Annotated in this window: 21 protein-coding genes; 7 read left to right on the forward strand and 14 right to left on the reverse strand. The window is 42.1% G+C overall.

What is annotated here, in order from left to right; all coding sequences use genetic code 11:
• Nucleotides 1–44: 44 nt before the first annotated feature.
• Nucleotides 45–644: a gluconate 2-dehydrogenase subunit 3 family protein gene (locus tag DSL64_RS23110; protein ID WP_115833319.1), complete on the reverse strand. Its 600-nt coding sequence runs from the start codon at nucleotides 642–644 to the stop codon at nucleotides 45–47.
• Between the two features lie 233 nt (nucleotides 645–877).
• Nucleotides 878–1,948 carry an acyl transferase gene (locus tag DSL64_RS23115; RefSeq protein ID WP_115833320.1) on the reverse strand — a complete coding sequence of 357 codons (1,071 nt, stop codon included), beginning with the start codon at nucleotides 1,946–1,948 and terminating at the stop codon, nucleotides 878–880.
• Between the two features lie 110 nt (nucleotides 1,949–2,058).
• Here DSL64_RS23115 and DSL64_RS23120 point away from each other — a divergent pair, with 110 nt between their 5' ends.
• Complete coding sequence (locus tag DSL64_RS23120) at nucleotides 2,059–2,643, forward strand: hypothetical protein (protein ID WP_115833321.1); 585 nt, start codon at nucleotides 2,059–2,061, stop codon at nucleotides 2,641–2,643.
• A gap of 5 nt (nucleotides 2,644–2,648) precedes the next feature.
• Here the strand turns inward: DSL64_RS23120 and DSL64_RS23125 are convergent, their stop codons facing one another.
• Nucleotides 2,649–3,863, reverse strand: a complete 1,215-nt coding sequence (locus DSL64_RS23125; RefSeq protein WP_229217199.1) for a sensor histidine kinase — start codon at nucleotides 3,861–3,863, stop codon at nucleotides 2,649–2,651.
• A gap of 417 nt (nucleotides 3,864–4,280) precedes the next feature.
• Between DSL64_RS23125 and hemA the strand changes: the two genes are divergently transcribed.
• Nucleotides 4,281–5,540, forward strand: a complete 1,260-nt coding sequence (hemA, locus tag DSL64_RS23130; protein WP_115833323.1) for a glutamyl-tRNA reductase — start codon at nucleotides 4,281–4,283, stop codon at nucleotides 5,538–5,540.
• Between the two features lie 399 nt (nucleotides 5,541–5,939).
• Here hemA and DSL64_RS23135 read toward each other — a convergent pair whose 3' ends face one another.
• Nucleotides 5,940–6,167, reverse strand: a complete 228-nt coding sequence (locus DSL64_RS23135) for a hypothetical protein (RefSeq protein ID WP_115833324.1) — start codon at nucleotides 6,165–6,167, stop codon at nucleotides 5,940–5,942.
• Between the two features lie 106 nt (nucleotides 6,168–6,273).
• Nucleotides 6,274–6,465, reverse strand: coding sequence for a hypothetical protein (locus DSL64_RS23140; RefSeq protein ID WP_115833325.1), 192 nt, complete (start codon nucleotides 6,463–6,465; stop codon nucleotides 6,274–6,276).
• A gap of 280 nt (nucleotides 6,466–6,745) precedes the next feature.
• Between DSL64_RS23140 and DSL64_RS23145 the strand changes: the two genes are divergently transcribed.
• Both DSL64_RS23145 and DSL64_RS23150 read left to right on the forward strand, forming a co-directional pair.
• A complete protein-coding gene (locus DSL64_RS23145) occupies nucleotides 6,746–8,356 on the forward strand; it encodes a sensor histidine kinase (protein ID WP_115833326.1) in 1,611 nt (536 codons plus the stop codon).
• A 39-nt stretch (nucleotides 8,357–8,395) separates the two neighbouring features.
• Nucleotides 8,396–9,148 (forward strand): LytR/AlgR family response regulator transcription factor, encoded by a 753-nt coding sequence (locus DSL64_RS23150; protein ID WP_115833327.1) that lies wholly within the window; start codon nucleotides 8,396–8,398, stop codon nucleotides 9,146–9,148.
• 102 nt (nucleotides 9,149–9,250) lie between these two features.
• On the opposite strand, the gene DSL64_RS23155 is transcribed toward DSL64_RS23150, so the two are convergent.
• The 8 genes from DSL64_RS23155 to DSL64_RS23190 form a co-directional block, all read right to left on the reverse strand.
• Complete coding sequence (locus DSL64_RS23155; protein WP_115833328.1) at nucleotides 9,251–10,588, reverse strand: DEAD/DEAH box helicase; 1,338 nt, start codon at nucleotides 10,586–10,588, stop codon at nucleotides 9,251–9,253.
• 156 nt (nucleotides 10,589–10,744) lie between these two features.
• Nucleotides 10,745–11,395, reverse strand: coding sequence for a porin family protein (locus DSL64_RS23160; protein ID WP_115833329.1), 651 nt, complete (start codon nucleotides 11,393–11,395; stop codon nucleotides 10,745–10,747).
• Nucleotides 11,396–11,590: 195 nt separating this feature from the next.
• Nucleotides 11,591–12,925, reverse strand: a complete 1,335-nt coding sequence (locus DSL64_RS23165; RefSeq protein ID WP_115833330.1) for an APC family permease — start codon at nucleotides 12,923–12,925, stop codon at nucleotides 11,591–11,593.
• A 40-nt stretch (nucleotides 12,926–12,965) separates the two neighbouring features.
• Nucleotides 12,966–14,042 (reverse strand): hypothetical protein, encoded by a 1,077-nt coding sequence (locus DSL64_RS23170; protein ID WP_115833331.1) that lies wholly within the window; start codon nucleotides 14,040–14,042, stop codon nucleotides 12,966–12,968.
• Nucleotides 14,043–14,077: 35 nt separating this feature from the next.
• Complete coding sequence (locus tag DSL64_RS23175) at nucleotides 14,078–14,992, reverse strand: hypothetical protein (RefSeq protein WP_115833332.1); 915 nt, start codon at nucleotides 14,990–14,992, stop codon at nucleotides 14,078–14,080.
• A gap of 14 nt (nucleotides 14,993–15,006) precedes the next feature.
• The gene (gene purN / locus DSL64_RS23180; protein WP_115833383.1) at nucleotides 15,007–15,576 is read right to left on the reverse strand and encodes a phosphoribosylglycinamide formyltransferase; all 570 of its coding nucleotides are present in this window, start codon (nucleotides 15,574–15,576) and stop codon (nucleotides 15,007–15,009) included.
• 116 nt (nucleotides 15,577–15,692) lie between these two features.
• Nucleotides 15,693–16,388, reverse strand: a complete 696-nt coding sequence (locus tag DSL64_RS23185) for a TapB family protein (RefSeq protein WP_115833333.1) — start codon at nucleotides 16,386–16,388, stop codon at nucleotides 15,693–15,695.
• 94 nt (nucleotides 16,389–16,482) lie between these two features.
• Nucleotides 16,483–17,364, reverse strand: a complete 882-nt coding sequence (locus DSL64_RS23190; RefSeq protein WP_115833334.1) for a geranylgeranylglycerol-phosphate geranylgeranyltransferase — start codon at nucleotides 17,362–17,364, stop codon at nucleotides 16,483–16,485.
• A gap of 192 nt (nucleotides 17,365–17,556) precedes the next feature.
• Here DSL64_RS23190 and bshA point away from each other — a divergent pair, with 192 nt between their 5' ends.
• From bshA to DSL64_RS23205, 3 genes are all read left to right on the forward strand, one after another.
• Nucleotides 17,557–18,693, forward strand: coding sequence for an N-acetyl-alpha-D-glucosaminyl L-malate synthase BshA (gene bshA / locus DSL64_RS23195; RefSeq protein ID WP_115833335.1), 1,137 nt, complete (start codon nucleotides 17,557–17,559; stop codon nucleotides 18,691–18,693).
• 49 nt (nucleotides 18,694–18,742) lie between these two features.
• Entirely contained in the window at nucleotides 18,743–20,062 is a 1,320-nt protein-coding gene (locus DSL64_RS23200) for an NAD(P)/FAD-dependent oxidoreductase (RefSeq protein WP_115833336.1), read from the forward strand.
• Between the two features lie 129 nt (nucleotides 20,063–20,191).
• Nucleotides 20,192–20,434 carry a DUF4834 domain-containing protein gene (locus tag DSL64_RS23205; RefSeq protein WP_115833337.1) on the forward strand — a complete coding sequence of 81 codons (243 nt, stop codon included), beginning with the start codon at nucleotides 20,192–20,194 and terminating at the stop codon, nucleotides 20,432–20,434.
• A gap of 64 nt (nucleotides 20,435–20,498) precedes the next feature.
• Here the strand turns inward: DSL64_RS23205 and DSL64_RS23210 are convergent, their stop codons facing one another.
• Nucleotides 20,499–20,960 carry a GNAT family N-acetyltransferase gene (locus DSL64_RS23210; protein WP_115833338.1) on the reverse strand — a complete coding sequence of 154 codons (462 nt, stop codon included), beginning with the start codon at nucleotides 20,958–20,960 and terminating at the stop codon, nucleotides 20,499–20,501.
• Between the last annotated feature and the right edge of the window lie 44 nt (nucleotides 20,961–21,004).

The following is a 21,004-nucleotide window of genomic DNA, read 5'->3' on the forward strand; positions in this document are numbered from 1 at the left end:
CCAACTCTCCGGTCTCTACTCAGGTATTCCATCAATTTTACTAATTACATAGCCCAGTTTTTCTGGCCTGGTTTCAGGTCTATGCAACCGTCGTAGCGACCTGGTACGGCCACGTATTCAAGAGCCTGTGTAGCACCTGGCTCAGAAGTGAAATACCCCAGTAAAGTAAGTTCTTTCATCAAACGGAAGAACGGAACACCACCGTCAGTATATTCTTTACCAGCCTCTGTATATTTCTTTTTCTCCTCACCTGCTTTGGCCGTTTCTTCCTTGGCAGCAGTTTGCATTTCAGTAAGAATTTTTGTTTGCTCTTCCGGCGTAGCTTTCAGGAAATCCTTTTTCTCCAGTTCCTGTAAGCCTTTGTTGAAGCTTGCCTGGTCTTTTTCCGGGTAGCACTCCTTTAACATCATCTCTATGAATTCACCTACTTTGGCATCCTTAGCACCAGGCGTATCCGTTTTAGGGATAATGAGTTCCGCAACTTCTGAAACAAGATTTTTTCTTTCTGCAGGAAAAGGAAAGGTAATTCCGGTAGCAGCATCACCAGCTTGTTTGCAACCTTCCAAAAAAGCCAGCATGGTTGGAGCAGAAAGCGCGCCTCCCATCAAAAGTGCAACACGACCTATTGCATCACGTCTTTTCATTTTAATATCACATGTAAGGTTAATAATCCCAAAGTGTAATAATACATTCGATAAATGCAATTACAACAATTTGGCTAATTTAGGAAATATTCTCGCTGATTGATTTTTAGAACAATTCTATATAGTGCAGTCCGGCGTATCTGGCTCTATATCAGTTTTCTATAATTATTAAAAATAAATTAAAGTTGAGGCCGGAAAGAGCGGTGTCTTTTACAAGGTTGGCATGAACGACCTTAAATCACCATCAGGTTACAACCGCGTATATCTGAATTATCGAAACGCCCCATGATATAAAAGGAATCTTTTTGCTGCCCGAATCTGCCAAGGTCCTGTGTTTCAATAAAAGAGCAGGTATCCAGATTGGCCAGGTCGACAACATTAACACCTCCTGTTTTAGAAGCTGTTATATTGTGATCGTAGACCGAGAAAGGATCGTTTACGTCACGTAGCAACACACGCATGGAATAGCCCGGGTTGAAAATTCCGTGTCCGTTGGAATAAGCCTGAGAAAGTAGTTCGGTCATTCCATATTCTGAGTGGATCACTTTTGTGCCAAAAGCGTTGGTGAGGATATCGTGTACCTCTTCACGGAGTAATTCCTGGCGCCGTCCTTTCATTCCTCCGGTATCCATAATCTGCAGATCCGGAATGTTCACGAGAAAAGAAAGGTCAGTATCGCTTTCCGCGAGATCGAGCAAAGCGAATGTCACACCCATCAGCAAAATCTTCTTCCCGTCAGGATTTGCAGCCAGCATCCGGAGGCGCTCCAGCATGTCGTTGGTATTGTGGAGGTAAAAGCCTGATAATTCTGAGCCTGTTTCCTTAATAAAGTGATCCAGCATATATACCAGAGACGAATTATTTCGTTCAAGGTAGGAAGGAAGTAGTGCCAGAATATGGAAGTTATCCAGTGCACCGTAGTGTTCTTCAAAAATGCGTTTGGAAACGGATTTGTACAGTTCAGCATCGAAGAGCGTGTGGCGACTCGCGACAGGAGGTATTCCTTTGATTTGAGTGGTGCCGCTGCTTTCAAAAGTTACAACCGGATCGGATAACCGGCCACTTGTAACAGGATGGTATTTGAAAAACTGAATAGGGAGAAACGGAATGTCAGTCAGTTGCTGAACACGGGAAATATCGACATTCAGATTGGTCAGGTAGCTGTTGTAGACAGGATTGTTGGCTGCCTGGTACCGAAAAATTTGTAAAGCCAAATCAGAAAAGCCGGAAGGCTGCAGCTCTATGATTTGCTGACGTAAATGGTTACGTTGTTCTGAAAAAGATTTGTTGCTTGACAATTCCAATACTGTTACTTTCGTGTTTGAAGGACAAAGTTAGATGTAGAAAGTCAGAAATGCGAAACAGCGTACAAAGTTTACCACGATCCTTTTCTTTCATGTTAATATAGAAATGTATGAATTTTAAATTACCCGCCTTTTTGTTGTCAGCAGCAGCCCTTAGCGGATGCGTGGATATACCTGACTTTGACAATGCACCAAAGATTTATTACAACGGTGTTAGTCAGTATACCGAGGTTGATACATTGAATCCTGGAACTGGAGCCGAAGTAATTCAAAGACGGGAAGTTGTAGTTGTATCTGTGAGATTTGAAGATGGTGATGGCGATTTAGGTGTAGATCCAATAGATTTACAGGGAGAGAGGGGCGAAGAGCTGCGTAGGGCTTATACAAATGTGCCAGGTTGGGGTATTCCGGCTAATTACGAAGTGACAGTACTTACGCAACGGACGGACGGCTCATGGGAGGAGAGAGTTTTTGCTGAAGATAATGCGAACTTTTTCCCCGTACTTAAACCAGATGGCAAGCCGGGGCCAATAAAAGGAATACTGGACATGAACATTGACAACAACTACTCTAATTCTACTGTTATGCGAAAGAGAAGATATAAGGTACGTATCATAGATCGCGCTTTCAATATAAGTGAACAAGTAGTGATACCAGAGGGAGATGAGGTTACGGTTCCGACTCCAAGAGATTAACTTGATTAATCCTCAATCACCTGAGCTGGGAGTATAATCCTGAAAGTGGTGCCCTTTCCCAGCTCAGAGCTTTTTACAAACAATTTGCCGGAATGGTAATTCTCAATAATCCGTTTCGCCAATGTTAATCCTAATCCCCAGCCCCGTTTTTTCGTGCTGAAACCAGGATTGAAAATCTTGCTCATGTTTACCTTCGTCATACCTTTTCCTGTATCAGAAATATCAATCAGGATTTGATTTGTATTTGGAGGCGACTGCAAGGTGACATTGATATCACCTATTCCCCCCATTGCATCTACTGCATTTTTACAGATATTTTCGACAACCCACTCGAAGAGGTTTTTGTTTAAGGATGTGGTTTGTTCTGGTGCCAATTGATTATCTACTGTGAAATTCACTTTTGACGAAACCCTTTTTTGCAAATAAGTGATGAAGTCAATCACAATTTCTGCAACGGGCTCCTCTTTCATGGTCGGCACAGAACCGATATTAGAAAAACGTGTTGTGATCATTTCCAGCCGGATCACGTCTTTCTCAATTTCTTCCGCAATGTAAGGTTCGATATTCGGATCGCTTCGGAAGTATTCCACCCATGCCATTAAAGAGGATAAGGGCGTACCCAGCTGGTGTGCTGTTTCTTTCGCAAGCCCGACCCAAACTCTATTCTGCTCCGCTTTTCTGGCAGAACTGAAAGCCAGATAAGCCAGGTAACCGATCAAAAGCATTACTGAAAGCTGAATGGCTGGATAGTAGCGCAACTGTGTAAGCAGAAATGAATTACTATAGTATATGTAGCCGGTTTTGCCAGGAGCCAATTCTACAGGGATAGGAGTATGTTCCTGTTTCATGATGGCCAATTGCTCATCAATGATCTTTTCTCTCTGTTGGGGTGTAATGTTCGGAGGGTACTCTCGTTCAATTGTCTGGTTGGCGCGGTTGGTATTATTTTCATCCACATAAATAGTTGGGATTTGATAGAAGTCCACTGCCTCCTGAATCACAGTAAAAATGACATTTACGTTTTCGTTGTTATCTGTGGTGGTAAGTGTACGAAGCAGCTCTGCATAAAGTGTAACCTCTCTCTCTTCTCTTTCTTCCAGTTTGTCTACGAGATTGTTAGTGTAGAACAACGAACCTATGCTCAATAACACAAGGATAACCCCAATCATATATTTGAGGAATATCTTTTGGTCATATACATCCGTCATTGATCGCTTCAATCGGTCACTGTTGAGGAGAGCGACAGGTTGTAGCCGGAATTTCGGTTTTTGTTTTGAGGTACCAGAATTCATTAATCTCAGGATCTGATCGTATAGGTGTATAAAAAACAAACGAAGTTACATCACTTCTGTTTTAATCTTGGCTGCTTATCGCAAATAGCGTGTCCCGAACTTACAAGACGCCTTAGGATAAACTGAAAATATCTGTGCCCCGTGTCGGACTATATAGCTCCGGAAGGCCTTTAGGATCAGTTAAAATCATGATAATGGTCATGAAACCAGCGAAGTAAGCTCAGGAAATTTGTAGAGCAAAGTCGGGATTTATTTATATAACTTCTAAATAGACCTCAGGCCTTTCAATCACTTTCCTATTGTAATTTTTGTGCCGTATTTTTGTAATCAGAATTAGAAACAGTGATGTATAATCAGTTCAAATCAATAAGTTTATCACACCGGAAAGCCCCTCTCGCGATAAGGGAACAGCTTGCTCTGAATGAGGACAGCGCTAAGGGTATAATGCTGCGTTTGAAGGATTTTTTTGATATTACAGACGTTCTTACAGTTTCTACCTGCAACCGTACTGAGATTTACTATTCTTCTGCTGAAGACCTCAATGAGGAAATCATCAAGCTTTTACTGATAGAAAAAGGTATTTCTGATGTTCAGCCATTTGTAGATTATTTTGAAACATTTTCTGCCGGCGAAAACGCAGTTCAGCACTTGTTCGAGGTAGCTACAGGATTACATTCCCAGGTTGTGGGAGATATGCAGATTCCAAATCAGATCAAGCATGCCTATCAGTGGACTGCGGATCTGAACCTTGCAGGGCCTTTCCTGCATCGTCTGCTTCACACCATATTTTTTGCCAATAAAAGAGTTGCACAGGAGACATTCTTCCGTGATGGAGCTGCATCGGTTTCTTATGCTGCTGTAGATCTGGTAGAAGGGCTGATGCCGAATCCGAAAATTTTGGTGGTAGGTTTGGGAGAGATAGGAAGTGATGTTTGCCGTAACCTGGCACAAAAACAGGATGCAGATGTTACCATCATCAATAGAACGAGAAGTAAAGCAGATGCCCTGGCAGATGAGCTCGGTTTCCGGGTTGCCGACGTATCAGATATCGAATCAGAAGTTGCAAATGCCGATGTGATCATTTCATCAATAGCACGTGATGAGCCTTTCTTTACCAAAGAAATGATGGTTCGTCTGCGTGGAATGTCCTTTAAGTATTTTGTAGATCTTTCTGTGCCGCGTAGTGTTTCTCCGGAAGTGGAAGAAATTCCGGGAGTTATGCTTTACACGATCGATTCAATCAGAAGCAGAGCTGATGAGGCTTTGAACAAAAGATTGGAGTCTATTCCTCAGGTGCGTGAAATCATCGATGAAGCCGTTCTTGAATTCAATGACTGGTCGAAGGAGATGATTGTCTCACCCACTATTCAGAAATTGAAAGGTGCGTTGGAACAGATCAGAAAAGAGGAGTTAACCCGCTTTACTAAAAACCTGAACGATGCAGAGCTGGAAAAGGTCGAAAGAATCACAACCAGTATGATGCAGAAAATCCTTAAACTGCCGGTACTTCAATTGAAGGCTGCATGTAAGAGAGGAGAAGCGGAAACGCTGATTGACGTATTAAACGATTTGTTCAACCTTGAAAAGGAACAGGTACGTCACTAACAGAGAATAATTACTATGGCTTATATACGCCCCGGAGGACTTGTTTCTTCGGGGTTTTTTATTGGTTGACCGGATGTGCATAAAGGAAAAGAGCGGGACTCTGTCTGAATCCCGCTCTAAGCATTACCTTACCCTCCACAATAATCTAGAATTTCTTTTCATTTTTTCAAATGATCTTCATTCCAAATCTATGCTATTAAATATTGGAAACGTGATTACATTGACCAACACTAATATTCAGACATACGTTGTAAAGGATATTTTGGATCGATGAATCTGAAAAAAAATTATTTTTTTTTCAGATTCATCTTTTGAAGAGATTATTCCAATGGAAGAGATTATTCCAATGAATGATGGCTAATATTGATGCAAATGAGGTATTATTTTAGGAGGTATTATCTATGGTTGTTGCGTAATCTGATTTTTACCTGCTGAGAAACCAGTCCAGAAACCGTCTATCATATCGGCTCCGTGAGCATAAAGGGCAAATCCAACGAAGAAACCTAAGCCAAATTGGCCTGCAAGTCGGAGTCCTTTGCGAAGCTTAACAGAAAGACCGAACGAATTTTTATCAGTTCTGCCAAGAACGATTAAACAAAGGCTTACTAAAAGGACGATGATTAACATAGTTGTATTTTTATAGGTTGGGTTGATTAAAACTAAATGTCGGAGTGCGATATCTTTTTTGTCTTGCTTGTCGAAGCATTCCTGACAGATGTCGAGCTTCCATCAATTATTGAATCGCTTCAAAGATTTGAGGAGCACCAGCCTCCGGACGAGCTGCAGGTGTGTTCTCATAACCGCCACCCGGTGCAATACTTTCCTCAATACTTTGTGGAGCTATCGGATTTACTTCTTCAGACTGGCAGCTGAAAAGAACAGATGATGTAAGCAACAGAGCGAATAATTTGATAGTCGTTTTCATAATTCCGGTTTGTTATATGTTTTGAATAATTGGATTGTCGCTGATGACATGACAAAGGTGGTGGATGAAAACCGGGATGAAAATTTGTTATGACCAACCGGGATTGTTGGATGACGAACCCAAAATGAAGTGGGATAAGTCTGTTTTTAAATGGTATTTTGGGATTTTTGATTTAGTGAGTTAGCTTCGTCATCGACGAGAACAGGTTCGTCACAAAATTTAGTGTATTGGCAGGAGCAAGGATATTTTTAATCCATTAAACCGGCTCAAATTTTCTTACATGGCACAGTTTCTCAGTCGATATGGCAAGGCTGCTTTCTTTTTAGGGGTATTCACTATCCTGATCATTATATCTTCCTGGGACTATCCTGGTTTCTATCCCAAATGGATATTTGTAGGATTACCATTGACAGTCTCAACAAGTCTTGTTTTGTATGCTGTGATTTACTTTTGGCTTTATCCAATATTCAGAATTGGTAAATCCGGCATAAGAAACTGGGCCTTACTGCTGGGAATATTGGTTTTATTTGGTGCCGGTTTTTATTTTGCCGGACGTCTCTCAATATCTGACGAGGAATATAAAGCCTCATTTAAGAGAATTCACAACTCGATGCAGTCTACCTATGTAGAGGCTACTACCGAACGTGTACAATCAGAACTGATTGGAGGTACAACGGTTACCACTTTATACTTTTTCGGGATCAGCTGGTTATTTGTCTACTGGCACCGCAAAAAAAATCTGAAGAAACGTTTCTCCAAATGGTGGAAACAACAATCCCGTAATACTTCCGGAGTCCATATTCTATACCTATCCATGGGTTGGATTTTCTGGCTGTTTTTTACCCTTTCACCCGTACTGGTTAGTGGTAAAACTGTAGTGTGGGAAACGACACTGTTGATGATGGTGCCATCTATTCTCTTCTTTTATATCAACCTCAAGACGAGCTTCGATTTGTTGGCAAACAGCAAAATTCTTCTTGCATTGCTGGTTACGCTTTGCTGGTGGGGTATACTACTTTTTGTAAAAGCATGCTGGTTTTTGCTGATTACGAAGGGGCTTGGCATGCCACCCATATTGGATGGAAAGGATGTGTATAAAGAGGTTGCCAAGGTAGGAGACAAGAATAATGTGTATTATATAATGGGCAAAGCAATCGGTATGATTGTGGCGTCAACGGCTTTTAAAGAGCTTATTATTCTGATGGCCAGCTTTATTTACGGGTATGACCGGACCATAACCAGGTATCGGAAACAGATGGCTGTTATTGCAGAAACGCGTCAGCGCGAACAGCTCAAACAAAAGGAAATGGAGAAAGAGGTAGTGGATGCAAGGCTTCAGTCTTTGAAATACCAGATCAATCCGCATTTTTTATTCAATAGCCTTAATTTCCTGTATTCCCAATCGCTTCCTTTATCAGAAGATTTGGCAAGAGCTACAATGCTTCTATCCAAAATGATGCGCTACGGTTTGCAGGAAAACAGCGAAGAGGCTAAAGTCTCGCTGGCAGGAGAGGTGGAACATTTGCAGAACTTTATAGAGTTTAATCAACTTCGTTTTTCAAACCAGTTGCAAATTGATTTTGCAACAGAAGGGCAGGTAGCTATTCGCAGGATCATGCCGTTGTTGCTGATCACGTTCGTCGAAAATGCTTTTAAATATGGAGAGTTGCATCAGGCGGAACATCCATTGCAGATTCATTTGAAAGTGGATTCACAGAAACTTATATTCTTTGTCAGAAATAAAAAAAGGAAAGGTCCCAAAGAGGACTCAACAGGAATTGGGCTGGAAAACATAAAGCGTAGGCTCGCCCTGGGATATCCCGACCGGCATAAGTTGACGATTTCAGACGAAGAAGATTTTTATACAACTGAACTCACAGTTGAGTTATAATCCGACAGCTATTTTAGATACCTACTTTACAACTATATTATGAATTTACGTTGCCTTATCGTTGATGATGAGCAAGCTGCGCTCAATGTACTGACGAATTATATTTCAAAAACTCCTTTTCTCGAATTGGCAGGAGCCTATACCGACCCGATTGCCGCACTTGATGTGATTAACAGGGAACACATTGATATTGTTTTCCTGGACATTCATATGCCGGAAATATCAGGTTTGGACTGGATTAAATTGCTGAGAGGGAAAGCCAAGGTGATTCTGACAACGGCCTACAGCCAGTATGCACTGGATGGTTACAATCTGGATGTGGTCGATTATTTACTTAAACCCGTTCCGTTTGACCGCTTTCTGCATGCAGTTCGAAAAGTACAGGATTTGGTGGAGCAAAAAACGGCACATGTCAGCAGCTTAGAACCTGCACCTGTTGCGGTGAATTCCTCTCAACCGGTATTTGATCATGTATTTGTAAAGGTCGACAGCAAGATCGTGAAAGTGCGTTTTCAGGATATTCTTTATATTGAAGGGCTTGGAAACTATGTCAGTATTTTCACGGATACGGGTAGGTTGGTCACGCTTTCAACCATGAAAGAGGTGGAGGAATATCTTTCAGACTTGTACTTCATGCGTGTACATCGTTCCTATATTGTGGCTTTCAATAAGGTGGAGTATATTGAAGGGAACCAGATTTTTCTGGGCAAAAATACTAACATTCCGCTCGGAGAAACTTACCGCGAAAAGTTCTTTAAAATGTTGGAAGAGAATATGATGAATAGAAAATAGGTGAGGAATTAAGAATTAAGAATGGACAGTTAAGACCGGGGCGCTGTTATAGGAAGGGTATGTTAGTTGTTAATGCTTAACGCATTAACAACTAACAACTAATCATTTTTTCGGTTTTTGACCTGAACGCTTGATAGGACGGCCGTATTTCATCATTTTTTCTGCGGCATGGTCTCTGCGAACATTAACCTTAAGGTTTTTGGCAATTTTTTCATGGAAGGCCGGACCTGTACTTTCTCTTTTTTGAGGTGTAAGGTCAATGTTTTTCATAAAAATCTTTGGCTCTTCATCAGGTGTCAGAATCTCCGAGATTTTAAGATAATCAGGAAGAGGCAGCACCGGAATTTCGTATTGCATAAGTTCTTCGATCACCTCACGGAATTCTTCTTCTTTTTCGGTAACGAACGAAATGGCTTTTCCTTTCCTGTCCGCACGACCTGTTCTTCCGATCCTATGAATATAGTTTTCAGGAATTTCAGGTATATCAAAATTGATAACGTGTGACACTTCGGCCACATCAAGGCCGCGGGCAATAATATCCGTTGCAATCAGAATCCGGTAGTTACCTTCATGAAACTGATTCACAGAATTGAAACGGTGATTCTGATCTTTGTTCGAATGTATTACGCCGATCTTGTTGAGGTATCCCAGTTCCAGCTGATTAAAAAGCTGATCGGCTAATTTCTTTGTAGCAACAAATATCAGCACTTTACTCATTTCTGAATCTTTTTCAAGAAGCAGGTCCAGTAAATTTACCTTCGTATAAAAGTTGGGAACTTTATAAGATGATTGCTCAATATTATCAAGAGGTGTTCCAACAGGCGCTGCCTCAATCCGCACAGGGTTGTTGAAATACGTATGCATTAGTTGTTCCACTTCCTGTGTAATAGTTGCAGAAAAAAGCAAATTCTGCCGTTTCTGGGGAAGTAAATCCAGGATATTTTTGAGCTGCGTCCGGAAGCCGAGGTTCAGCATTTCATCCACTTCATCAATCACCAGTTTTTTGATCGCCTTTGTTTTGAGCGATCCGTTCATGGCCAGATCTACCAACCTTCCGGGTGTAGCTACAACAATATCTGCGCCTTGTTTCAGCTCGGCCATCTGTACCTTGATATTGCCACCGCCATATACGCCAACAGCTTGCAAGGTCATGTAAGCGCTTAGTTTTCTCACTTCCTCCACCACCTGAACAACCAGCTCGCGGGTAGGGACAATAATAAGTAATTGGGGTAATCTGTCTTTGGAAAAGCTAAGCTGGCGGAGAGACGGGAGCAAATATGCAAATGTTTTTCCAGTACCTGTCTGGGCAATTCCACATACATCCTTCCCCGACATCATGACAGAAAAGACTTTTTCCTGAATGGTTGTCGGTGTTGTATATCCTAAATCAGAGAGTGCGTTTAAGAGGGGTTTGGTTAGATTCAGTTCGTCGAAAGTCATACCTATAGAGTAATTATAAAGTACAAAGGTACTCTAATCTTTCGTAGCAAGGAATTCTAAGTGAGACAGAAGGGCAAAAAGCGAAAGAGGACACCTGAAAGGCGCCCTCCGATTCTATAGTGTATGAAGTGCTTAGTGTGTGAAATATAGTTGTATCTATCTGGTACGTAGCCGCCCGGTATTTTTATTGTAAGTGCCCAAAGGGAAACTCACACCTGCATTGATACCCCAGTTTTGATTGGTCATCCTGTTGTTATCAGCAGATACGTCGAGTAGTCCCAGTCCGTATCGTGCATCCAGGTTCAGCCAGATTTTTTCTACAAGTTTGATGTTTACACCTGCTCCGAAAGTCAGTCCGAGATCGAATGGATTATAAACCCTTGGTCCGGATTCAGGATTCAGACGGTTTTTATCCTTGTCGTGCGCACCCACCAGAAAGTTCAGAGAGGGACCAAGAAATAGTTTCGGGCGAACCGGAGCACCATACTTGCCAAAGAAGAATGTAGCAAACAAAGGAACCTGAATGTAGCTCAGATTAATTTCATTGGTTTTGTTGTAGACCTTAGCGCCCATTTGGGTAAAAAGCAATTGTCCGCTAAAACCAAATCTGCTTTTGGAGCTGTAGTTGTAAAAACCACCAACGGTAAGGCCGGGCTTCCAATCCGTATTTGATCCGATGGCACTTGTGTTACCCCGAAAGTTGGCGATAGATACACCGGCAATAGGGCCGATGGATACATTCTCCTGAGCTTCCGCACGGAAGATGGAGAATGTAACTGTCAGTAAAAGAATAATGCAATTTTTCATGTAGTTCAGGTTAAATATTACATGAAAGAAAATATCAATTCTTATACCAGATCAATAGAAAACAACCAAACAGCGCAAAATGCTATCGTTCAGGTCAATATAAGATCATTGCAATTTTTGAAAGATGATCAATTGCGGTAAACATGTGGCATCTTATCTACAGAATAGAGTAAAATGTAGCAATTCCTGATAAAGTCAGGAACGGTTCCCCAGCTTCTGGAGCAGAAAATACAGCGGAGCGCCACCCAGGAACAATCCCCAGCCTACGATAGCGGAAGATGGGTCGGTTACAATCACATTGATAGCGATTATACACAGGAAAAGCACAAAAAATGCGGGAAGCCATGGGTATCCTTTCATTTTAAAGCCTGTGTGAAGATCAGGATTGCCGGCCTTTCTTCTAAAAACAAACAGGGTAGCGGCAGAGCTGGCCAGTGCGATGCTGTCGACAGACATGACATAGTTGACAATTTGCTCGAAAGTATCGAGCATCAGCAATGACAGCAGCGTAGTCACAATCAGAAATGTCAATGCAAATTCCTGCACCTGTGTTTTGGAGTTCACTTTTTTGAAAACTCCGGGTAATATACGGTCGTCTGCCATGGCATAATAGACCCTCGGAAGTGACAGCATGGTCGCATTGATGAAGCCGAGTACCGACAGAAATATAGCCACTGAAAAGAAGATCTCACCACCTGATCCGAAAAGTGCCTTGGCTGTATCAGCCGCTATCAGGTTTGATGATTTCAGTCCTTCAAACCCCAGTACCTTATAATAGGCATAGTTGATAGACATATACAGAGCGATGATCAGAAACATACCCAGCAGAATGCCCCGGGGCGTACTTTTAACAGGATTTTTAATATCAGCTCCAAAATTCAGCGTTTGCTGATAACCCCCGAATGTGTAGAATACCGCGATCAGGCTTGCCCCAAAAGCAGCTAGCCAGCCACCATTTTGAACCGGTGCTATCACTTCTTCTGACGAATGATTAGTCGCGAAGAATATACCCGTACACAGAACCAGCATCATTACGATTTTCAGAGAGCTCAGGAGATTTTGAATACGTGAGCCGGACTTAATTCCCAGCATGTTCACCATATAGAAAAAGAGGAGCGTAATCACAGCTGTACCCTGTATGCCTATTCTCGAATGTAACGCATCGGGCAGTAGCGGATTGATATACTCTGATCCGATCAGCGCTACGCCGGCCATTCCGGCTCCGTAGGTAAGCACGATCACCCAGTTGATCATAAATGAGTAAACAGGATGAAAGGCGGTCGATATCAACTTATAAAACCCACCGGGAAAATGATGACGCGAACCAATCTCGGCAAATACCAGGGCGCCGATCAGACTTACCAAACCGCCCGCAGCCCAGGCTAAGAAAAACACGTCTTCGCTTCCGGCTTGTCTTGCGACAATAGCCGGAGTCCGGAAAATACCTATTCCAATAACCAGACTAACGACAATCATTCCGAGATCAAAGATTCCAATTTGCGGACGAATATTGTTGGCTGGTTCGGTCATGGTTAAGAGGTTAGGTTTTTATTTTCAATATAAGGAATAATCAGTCTTCATCATCATCTGAATGTACTTCATTCGGAATCTGATAGGTTTTTAGATATGCTTTTAAGACTGACGGTGTTTTCCATTGTTTGTAAACGAGTTTGATATTCTTTATCTCAGACTTCATCTCGTTTACGTTGGAGTTGAATTTAACAACGGCCGTGATGTAGGAATTGATATGCTGATAAGGAAGTCCGCAAAGTGCCGAGATCTCTTTTTGTACTACTTCCTTTTTCGCTTCCAGGTCTGCGATTTGCTGAGAAAGAACCTTGTTGTAATAATTAAGCTGATTTTTGGTCAGTTTTTCAAGATGCTCCTCGCCGATCTGATCGAATTCAATCTGAAGTTTAAGTAGCGTCATCAAATCGTTCTGCTGATAGGCTAGCGTTACACGCTGCATGATTTCAGTTTTTCGCACCTTTTCCGCTTCATCACTTTCTCGATCCGGATGAAATGCTTTCACCAGATCCATATACACTGTTCTTACAGATTTGGTCGTTTTTTGCTGATCAAGTTGCTGTTTCGCTTTTTGAATCCGCGCCTGAATTTTTTCGGCTCTTCTTTCTTCTTTGTATCGTTGCTGCTCAGCATCATCCCATTCGTGAAAGTTTTCAGGAAATTCGGCCACTATAGGATTGTCTTCTTCAAGCAGAAATGCGGGATCTGTTACTTTTTCGGGCTGTTGGCTGGCAAGGAGCAATGCCTTTTCAATATCAATTTCAGAATACTTATTGTATACCGGTTTTAATTCGTCGAAACCATAGTTTGCAATGAGTTCGAAAGCACCTTCTGTTATCAGATAAGACAGCTTGGTAAGGTAGATTTTGCGGTAGAGATCAGCTTCATAAGTCCTGTCCATTAAATGAATAATGTCTACCCTTATCCCCTGATATTCCATCACCAAAGGATTCAGATCAATCGGAATCCGGCGAATGATTTCGTCTCTGGCGTTTTCCAATTCAGGAATTTGTTCGTCCAGCTTTGCGATTTTTTCACAAAGCAGATTGAATTCTTTTTGTCGTTTATTGAGGTCAGAAGTAGATTTTCCTATACGTAATAGTGGAGCTGTATTTGTCATTTCAGGTAATTGATGCTGTATTGGTAACGGGGTAATTACAATCCCAGTTCCTGATAGGAGATGAGCGCTATGGCAGCCACTGCAAGTAATAACCCTATCCTGTTGTAAATATTGAGTCTCTCTTTGTAAAAAATCCATGCAGCAAAAGAGGAAACCAGCATGGTGAGAATATTGTAAACCGGGAAAACGTAGGCAGCACTGTTACCAAACGCTGCCAGTGCTTTCAGAAGAAAATACAAAGACAAAAAGTTGGGTACCCCAAGGAGAAGTCCGCCCAATACACTTCGTGCCATCAGTTTTTCTTTTTGAACCAGTAGCTTATAAATAAGTAAAGCTGTGCCGATCAGGACTGCACCTACGCAGGCAATGATCATGAATACCGTGGATTGCCCTGGAGGGTAATAGGTCGCAGATAAATAATTGATGAGTGTATTATTGGTGCCGCTTCCCAGAAAAGTCAATACCGGTAACAGCCACATCAGATAGCCGGCAGAGTTTTTCGGAGAGGTTGTATTTGTTTGTTTATCCGAAACCTGAACTGCCCCCAGTGCCAAAGCCACCAAGGCTACGAGAAGGCCGGTATAGTTGAGTGCTGTGAATTCTTTATTGTTGTTTTTAAATATAAATAAGCCAAACAGTACCGGGATGACCAGCGACATATTACCGGCAAGAGAGGCGGCAGTCACGCTTACTTTTTGAGCAGTAAGACCGATGAACATAAAGGCAATTACGAACATGGTTCCAAGCGACAAAGTGAGCAGGGTGCCCATAGAGGTAGCAGAAACCTGACTGAAAACGCTTAAATCCGGTGTAAGCAGCAAACCTGTAGCAACACAGGAATAATAGTTAAATACAATGGCGTGAAAAGAGTTGACCTTATACTGAGGATACGCCCTCATGATCAGGTACAACGCCACGGTAAAAAGTACGGCCAGTATGAAATTGATCATATCAGTGCGTTAGCTCAGGCCTGTGAAATAAGTTGATCAATTACCTGTGGAAAATGAGCATGCTCCAGCACATGTATTTTGTTAGCCACATCGTCCGCAGTGTCGGTAGGAAGTACTTCGCAGCTGGTTTGGAATATAATGTTGCCTTCGTCGTAATGCTCGTTTACGAAGTGAATTGTAATACCTGATTCCTTCTCCTTTGCTGCCACAACCGCTTCATGTACAAAACTTCCATACATACCTTTGCCACCATATTTCGGAAGAAGCGCAGGATGAATATTGACCATCTTGTTTTCGAAACCATTGACCAGATAAGTAGGAATCAGCATCATAAAACCAGCCAGAACAATCAGATCAATATTGTTATTCTTAAGAATTTCCAGGATTCGTTCCGATTCGTAGAATGTTTTTCTATCGAATACCAGCACAGGAATGTGAAGTTTGCGGGCACGGGCGATAACTCCGGCCTGCGGATTGTTTGTCAGAATGAGAGAAACCTCCACATCGGTCCGGTCTGAGAAATAAGCTGATATTTTTTCGGCATTGGAGCCGGATCCGGAGGCGAAAATGGCAATACGTTTCATTGATATTGAGCTGATAATTGAAAAACATGCTTCGTAAAATTGAAGCATCCGGCAAAGCTATAAAAAAGAACGGCTCCCGATTCACCGGAAGCCGTTTAGTTACCGGTAATAAGCGATTAGTATATTTTGGTCAAAACAGAAGATGCCATCAGCTTTCCCTTGCGATAAGTCTCTGTTTTTAAATCCCAAAGCACGCCGTCAGCGCGATAGGATATAGTCTGCATGTCAATTTTGATCTTGATTCCCATTTGGGTTTCCATCAGCATATCGGAAGAAACTTTATGTACATCGAACGTTCCGGCAGGTATAGTCAGTTTTTCCTGTTCTCCCACAACACGATTACTGATCAGCATATTCATGGTCATTGTCAACGGACCTGAAGCACCTTCACCTTTGAGCGTTGCATCTTTCAGCTTTTCTCCTGCTTTCAGTTTGGCAGGGTATTCAATATCGTCTGAAGTGAATTTCATCTCAAAGTTTTCAAGAGATTTCATTTGCTCCTGGCTTATCAGTGACTTGGTATCAAGGGCAAGCACATTTCCTTTGCAGCGCATTGTATAGGTATTCTTAAGCTCAGACTTTCCTTTTGTACTCAGTGATTCGAAATCAATTGTATATACAACAAAGCCTCCTTCATTTGCAACATTCGCAATTTTGTAAATGAGTTTGCCCACCGACTTTCCTTTGCCATCAAAATTTTCCATCTCAAACCCGCTGCCGGCCTTCAGATTAAACCCCATGCAGTCTTGTGCGTTCAGGGAGCGGGTCACTGCGACGATTAGCAGTAGTATAACAAGTATATTTTTTTTCATTTTGAAGAGTGATTAAGTTTCGACAGGATAAATATAGGATTTGAAATTTTGTAGAAGACCAATCCTTTCCACTATTGAGCAAACGGAAAAATGGTTAAGCCCAAAGCATGGTCAGCAACCCTAGCAGCATGATGATTTTGCAGAGGTTACTGATCTCTTTAAATTCTTTTTTTGTGTCCGAACGGCTCAATTTAAAGATCATATGAGCGATCGGAATCAGCAACAGCAGAAACAGCCAGATCAGTACAGGATTATCGAGCACCTTCGCCATCAAAAATAATGTGAAGACAAATAGGAATATGACCCCGTAAAGAAAAGTACGGGTTCGTGGAATTCCCCATACGATCGGAAGTGTTCGGCAGCCATGGGCAGCATCTCCTTTGATATCTTCCATATCTTTCACAACTTCTCTGATCAGCGAAATAAAGAAAGAAAAAACTGCATAGATAAAAACCAGGTGCCGATTATCCGGGAAATAGACAGTCAGGATGAGTAAGGACAGGCCCGTCAACAGGGAAACGATAAAGTTTCCTATAAATGCTTTTCGTTTAAACCTTTCGGAATAGAACCAGAGTAGGGTGATTGAAAAAACATTTACAAGGAAGATCCACGGACTTACCAGAAGGCCCAGCAAAGCGCCCAGCACATTAAGCACCTGGTGCGCACCCATCGCCCAGCGTCTTTTGAGATACCGGCCAACAACCACGCGCTCGGGTTTATTGACAATATCGATTTTAATATCGAAGTAATCGTTGATGATGTATCCTGCTGCTGCTATACAAACAGTAGAAAGAGACAGCACAAACATTTTTGGGTCGGAAATGATCTGTTTCCATTCATGCCTCGGACCAATCAAAAGAATTCTTGTGAAATATTGGGTGAGGGCCAATATCACAAGGTTAGTCATACGAACCAGCCGCACGCTTCCTGCAACAAAATCACGTATGGTTACCTTAGAGCGCGCAGACGCATTCATTGTAATTCTTTGTAAAATATGATTGAGACGGTAAAATTATTCATTTTACCGCAGTATTGACAATTATTAGAATGTTTCTCATTCCGTTTGAGATAAATTGGATTTAATTTGTGTTAGTGATTTGTCATCAATGGAAAATCCGAGGAGATTTCTCCATTTTTCCAACATATCACCACGATTAGAAAAAAACTTATGAAAATTGGAATTGTATGTTATCCTACTTTCGGAGGAAGCGGTGTGGTGGCTACCGAACTCGGTAAAGCGCTCGCCAAAGTAGGTCATCAGGTTCATTTTATTACCTATTCTCAGCCTCAGAGGCTGGATTTCTTTAATGAGAACGTATATTATCACGAAGTAAATATACCTACGTACCCACTTTTTCAATACCCGCCTTATGAGTCTGCTTTATCCAGCCATATGGTGAACGTAGTACAGAGTGCCAAGCTTGATTTACTTCATGTACATTATGCTATTCCACATGCTTCGTCGGCTTATCTGGCCAAGCAGATTCTTGCGCAGCAGGGCATAAATATTCCCGTTATTACAACATTACATGGTACTGATATTACTCTGGTAGGAAAAGATGAATCCTATGAGCCCGTTGTTACATTCAGTATTAATCAGTCTGACGGCATCACGGCTGTTTCTGATTCGTTGAAAAAAGATACCTACAAGCATTTCAATGTAACGAAGGACATTGAGGTCATTCCTAATTTTATTGACCTGAGCCGTTTTAACCGTCAGAAGAAGGAGCATTTCAAACTGGCAATTTGTCCCAACAATGAAAAGCTGATTGTACATACATCCAATTTCCGTAAAGTGAAACGGATTGATGATGTGATTATGATTTTCAATAAGCTTAGGAATTTACTGCCAAGTAAGTTATTGCTGGTAGGGGATGGCCCGGACAGAGCGCGTATTGAGCGGCTTTGCAAGGATCTGGATATGCTTTCAGACGTTCGTTTCCTGGGCAAACTGGATGCTATTGAAGAGGTATTATCTGTAGCTGATTTGTTCCTGATGCCTTCTGAATCGGAAAGTTTCGGATTGGCAGCCCTGGAAGCATTGGCTTGTGAAGTGCCATTGATCACCTCCAATGCAGGCGGTTTACCTGAATTGAATTTATCCGGAGTTACCGGATTTTTGAGCGACGTGGGCGATGTAGATGATATGGTGAAGAATGCAGCTTATATTCTGCACGACGACAACCTTCCTACATTCAAAGCTAACGCGCTTGCAAGAGCAAAAGAATTTGATGTTGCTCGTATTTTGCCTCATTATGAGTCTTATTATGAGCGAGTTGTTGAGAGTGCTAAGGCGCTTATATAATTTGGGTATGGTTATTTTAACCACCTGAATGGAAATAACCTATTGATATATGTTACCGAATATTCCAGATACGAATTTTAAAAGAGTGGTGATTGTAGGTGCAGGCTTTGGTGGCCTTGCCCTTGCACGTGAAATCGCCAAGAGAGACGACTTACAGATTGTTCTGATAGATAGAAATAATTTTCATCAGTTCCAGCCACTGTTTTACCAGGTGGCTATGGCTGGCTTGGAGGCGAGTGCAATTTCTTTTCCGCTAAGAAAAGTATTTCAGTCAAAAAAGAATGTGCACATCCGTATTACGGAAGTATTGCAGATTAACCCGGATCGTCAGTCTATTGATACTGAATTGGGAGAGATTACCTACGACTACCTGGTAATAGCTACCGGTGCAAGCACCAATTATTTCGGGATGAAGGAAATTGAGGAGAGAGCTATTCCGATGAAAACGGTTTCTGAGGCAATCGGGTTGAGGAACAGGATTCTTCAAAACTTTGAGGATGCGCTTTGTGCCATTACAGACGATGAACGTGAAGGTTTAATGAGTGTGGTTGTTGTAGGCGGTGGCCCTACTGGTGTGGAGCTATCAGGTACACTCGCTGAAATGCGCTCCTTTATTCTTCCGAAGGATTATCCGGAAATTGATTTTTCAGGAATGCAGATTCACCTTTTGGAAGGTGCTGATAAGTTGCTCGGAGCGATGTCTAAGGAATCTTCTGAAAAGTCTAAAAAGTATCTGGAAGATATGGGCGTAGTCGTTCATACGGGACAGGTTGTTACCGGCTTTGACGGAAAATATGTTACCACTAAACAGGGACTGAAATTACGCGCGGACAATCTTGTTTGGGCGGCAGGTATCAAGGCAAGCCCATTGAATGGTCTCAATCCGGAAGTGATTGCACGAGGAGGAAGGATTAAAGTCGATCGTTACAACCGCGTGGAAGGTTATGAGAATATTTTTGCGATGGGCGATGTGGCCCTGATGACCGAAGGAAAGTGGGAAAACGGGCATCCTCAGCTGGCACAACCTGCGATGCAGCAAGGTAAAGCGCTGGCGAGGAATGTGTGGAGAGTGCTGGATGGTAAAAAGGCAATTCCTTTCGAGTATAAAGACCTTGGATCGATGGCAACAGTGGGAAGAAACCGTGCTGTAGTCGATCTTCCGTTCTGGAAGTTCCAGGGCTTCTTTGCCTGGCTTACGTGGATGTTTGTTCACCTGATGTCTATTGTCGGTGTTAAAAACAGAGTGTTGACCTTGATCAACTGGGTATGGAGCTATGTTACCTACGATCAGTCTTTGCGCTTGATTTTACGACCGAAAGCAATCGCACAGGTGGCAGATAAAGAAGCCAATAATACGGTGGAAGTATAGTTGGAAAGTCGTTGAAACCTGATTTTATCCGTTCAACTTCGAATTGGGTCTTTCAACAGGATTTGCCTATATTCGTGTGCTAATTAGTGCGAGGTTTACGTTATAGAAAGAGCAATAAACCATTGAAAGATGAAAATTATACTTAATATCCTTTTTATATTTATGCTTCTGCTGGCTTTCGTGCCGGTTTTCAGAAGATTTATATTTCACTTATTAGTAGGTCGTAAACTCGTAAAAGAGCAGGAAAGACAATATAAAGCGCAACAGCAACGTGCAAAACAAGCGGGTGTACGTGTAGATAATGTGCCACCTGATATCAACCGCTCCCGTTTTCAGGGAGGTGAGTATGTGGACTACGAGGAAGTGAAGTAGTACGCTCTCAGGAAATATAAGGGCCGGGTTTCATAAGATTCCCGGCCTTTACATTTAAAAATTATTATTTGGTTCTTCCCGCAAGCTTGATATCTACTTCCATATGATATAAGTCGTAGCCTGCATCCCAGTAATCCTTTACAATTTCCTTCACTACAAGCCCGAATTTTTCGTAAAAGGGATAGGCCATTTGGGATGTCCGCACAGAGAACACCTGCACGGTTTCAATTTTCCTGATTTCTTCCAGACGATAAATTGTGAGGGCAGAGCCGATCCCTTTTCCTTGCGCAGAAGGATGCACGAAGTCCCAGGATAATCCTCCGATCCGACCATCCTGGGAAATATTGAATCCGGCGCAGCCCAGAATAACGCCATCTTCCTCAGCAACAAAGTAATTTCCGGCGTGTTCATCCAGATAGTAAATGAGATCCTTTTCTTCATTTGGTGAAAAATATTCCGGCGTATTAAGCTGCATAATCTTCATAATGGCTGGCCTGTCACTTTCCTTATGTTTTCTTATTTCCATGGCATTGTGTTGTATGAGCTGCAATTGTACTAAATCATTTTCAT

Source organism: Dyadobacter luteus, from assembly GCF_003383615.1.
In the GTDB taxonomy this organism is placed as follows: domain Bacteria; phylum Bacteroidota; class Bacteroidia; order Cytophagales; family Spirosomataceae; genus Dyadobacter; species Dyadobacter luteus.

Bases quoted from the DNA above. Each gene is read 5' to 3' on its own strand.
- hemA (WP_115833323.1), top strand. From the start codon at position 4,281: ATGTATAATCAGTTCAAATCAATAAGTTTATCACACCGGAAAGCCCCT.
- DSL64_RS23175 (WP_115833332.1), bottom strand. From the start codon at position 14,992: ATGATCAATTTCATACTGGCCGTACTTTTTACCGTGGCGTTGTACCTG.
- bshA (WP_115833335.1), top strand. From the start codon at position 17,557: ATGAAAATTGGAATTGTATGTTATCCTACTTTCGGAGGAAGCGGTGTG.
- purN (WP_115833383.1), bottom strand. From the start codon at position 15,576: ATGAAACGTATTGCCATTTTCGCCTCCGGATCCGGCTCCAATGCCGAA.
- DSL64_RS23160 (WP_115833329.1), bottom strand. From the start codon at position 11,395: ATGAAAAATTGCATTATTCTTTTACTGACAGTTACATTCTCCATCTTC.
- DSL64_RS23140 (WP_115833325.1), bottom strand. From the start codon at position 6,465: ATGAAAACGACTATCAAATTATTCGCTCTGTTGCTTACATCATCTGTT.
- DSL64_RS23170 (WP_115833331.1), bottom strand. From the start codon at position 14,042: ATGACAAATACAGCTCCACTATTACGTATAGGAAAATCTACTTCTGAC.
- DSL64_RS23185 (WP_115833333.1), bottom strand. From the start codon at position 16,388: ATGAAAAAAAATATACTTGTTATACTACTGCTAATCGTCGCAGTGACC.
- DSL64_RS23165 (WP_115833330.1), bottom strand. From the start codon at position 12,925: ATGACCGAACCAGCCAACAATATTCGTCCGCAAATTGGAATCTTTGAT.
- DSL64_RS23205 (WP_115833337.1), top strand. From the start codon at position 20,192: ATGAAAATTATACTTAATATCCTTTTTATATTTATGCTTCTGCTGGCT.
- DSL64_RS23145 (WP_115833326.1), top strand. From the start codon at position 6,746: ATGGCACAGTTTCTCAGTCGATATGGCAAGGCTGCTTTCTTTTTAGGG.
- DSL64_RS23210 (WP_115833338.1), bottom strand. From the start codon at position 20,960: ATGGAAATAAGAAAACATAAGGAAAGTGACAGGCCAGCCATTATGAAG.
- DSL64_RS23120 (WP_115833321.1), top strand. From the start codon at position 2,059: ATGAATTTTAAATTACCCGCCTTTTTGTTGTCAGCAGCAGCCCTTAGC.
- DSL64_RS23155 (WP_115833328.1), bottom strand. From the start codon at position 10,588: ATGACTTTCGACGAACTGAATCTAACCAAACCCCTCTTAAACGCACTC.
- DSL64_RS23150 (WP_115833327.1), top strand. From the start codon at position 8,396: ATGAATTTACGTTGCCTTATCGTTGATGATGAGCAAGCTGCGCTCAAT.
- DSL64_RS23110 (WP_115833319.1), bottom strand. From the start codon at position 644: ATGAAAAGACGTGATGCAATAGGTCGTGTTGCACTTTTGATGGGAGGC.
- DSL64_RS23190 (WP_115833334.1), bottom strand. From the start codon at position 17,364: ATGAATGCGTCTGCGCGCTCTAAGGTAACCATACGTGATTTTGTTGCA.
- DSL64_RS23135 (WP_115833324.1), bottom strand. From the start codon at position 6,167: ATGTTAATCATCGTCCTTTTAGTAAGCCTTTGTTTAATCGTTCTTGGC.
- DSL64_RS23200 (WP_115833336.1), top strand. From the start codon at position 18,743: ATGTTACCGAATATTCCAGATACGAATTTTAAAAGAGTGGTGATTGTA.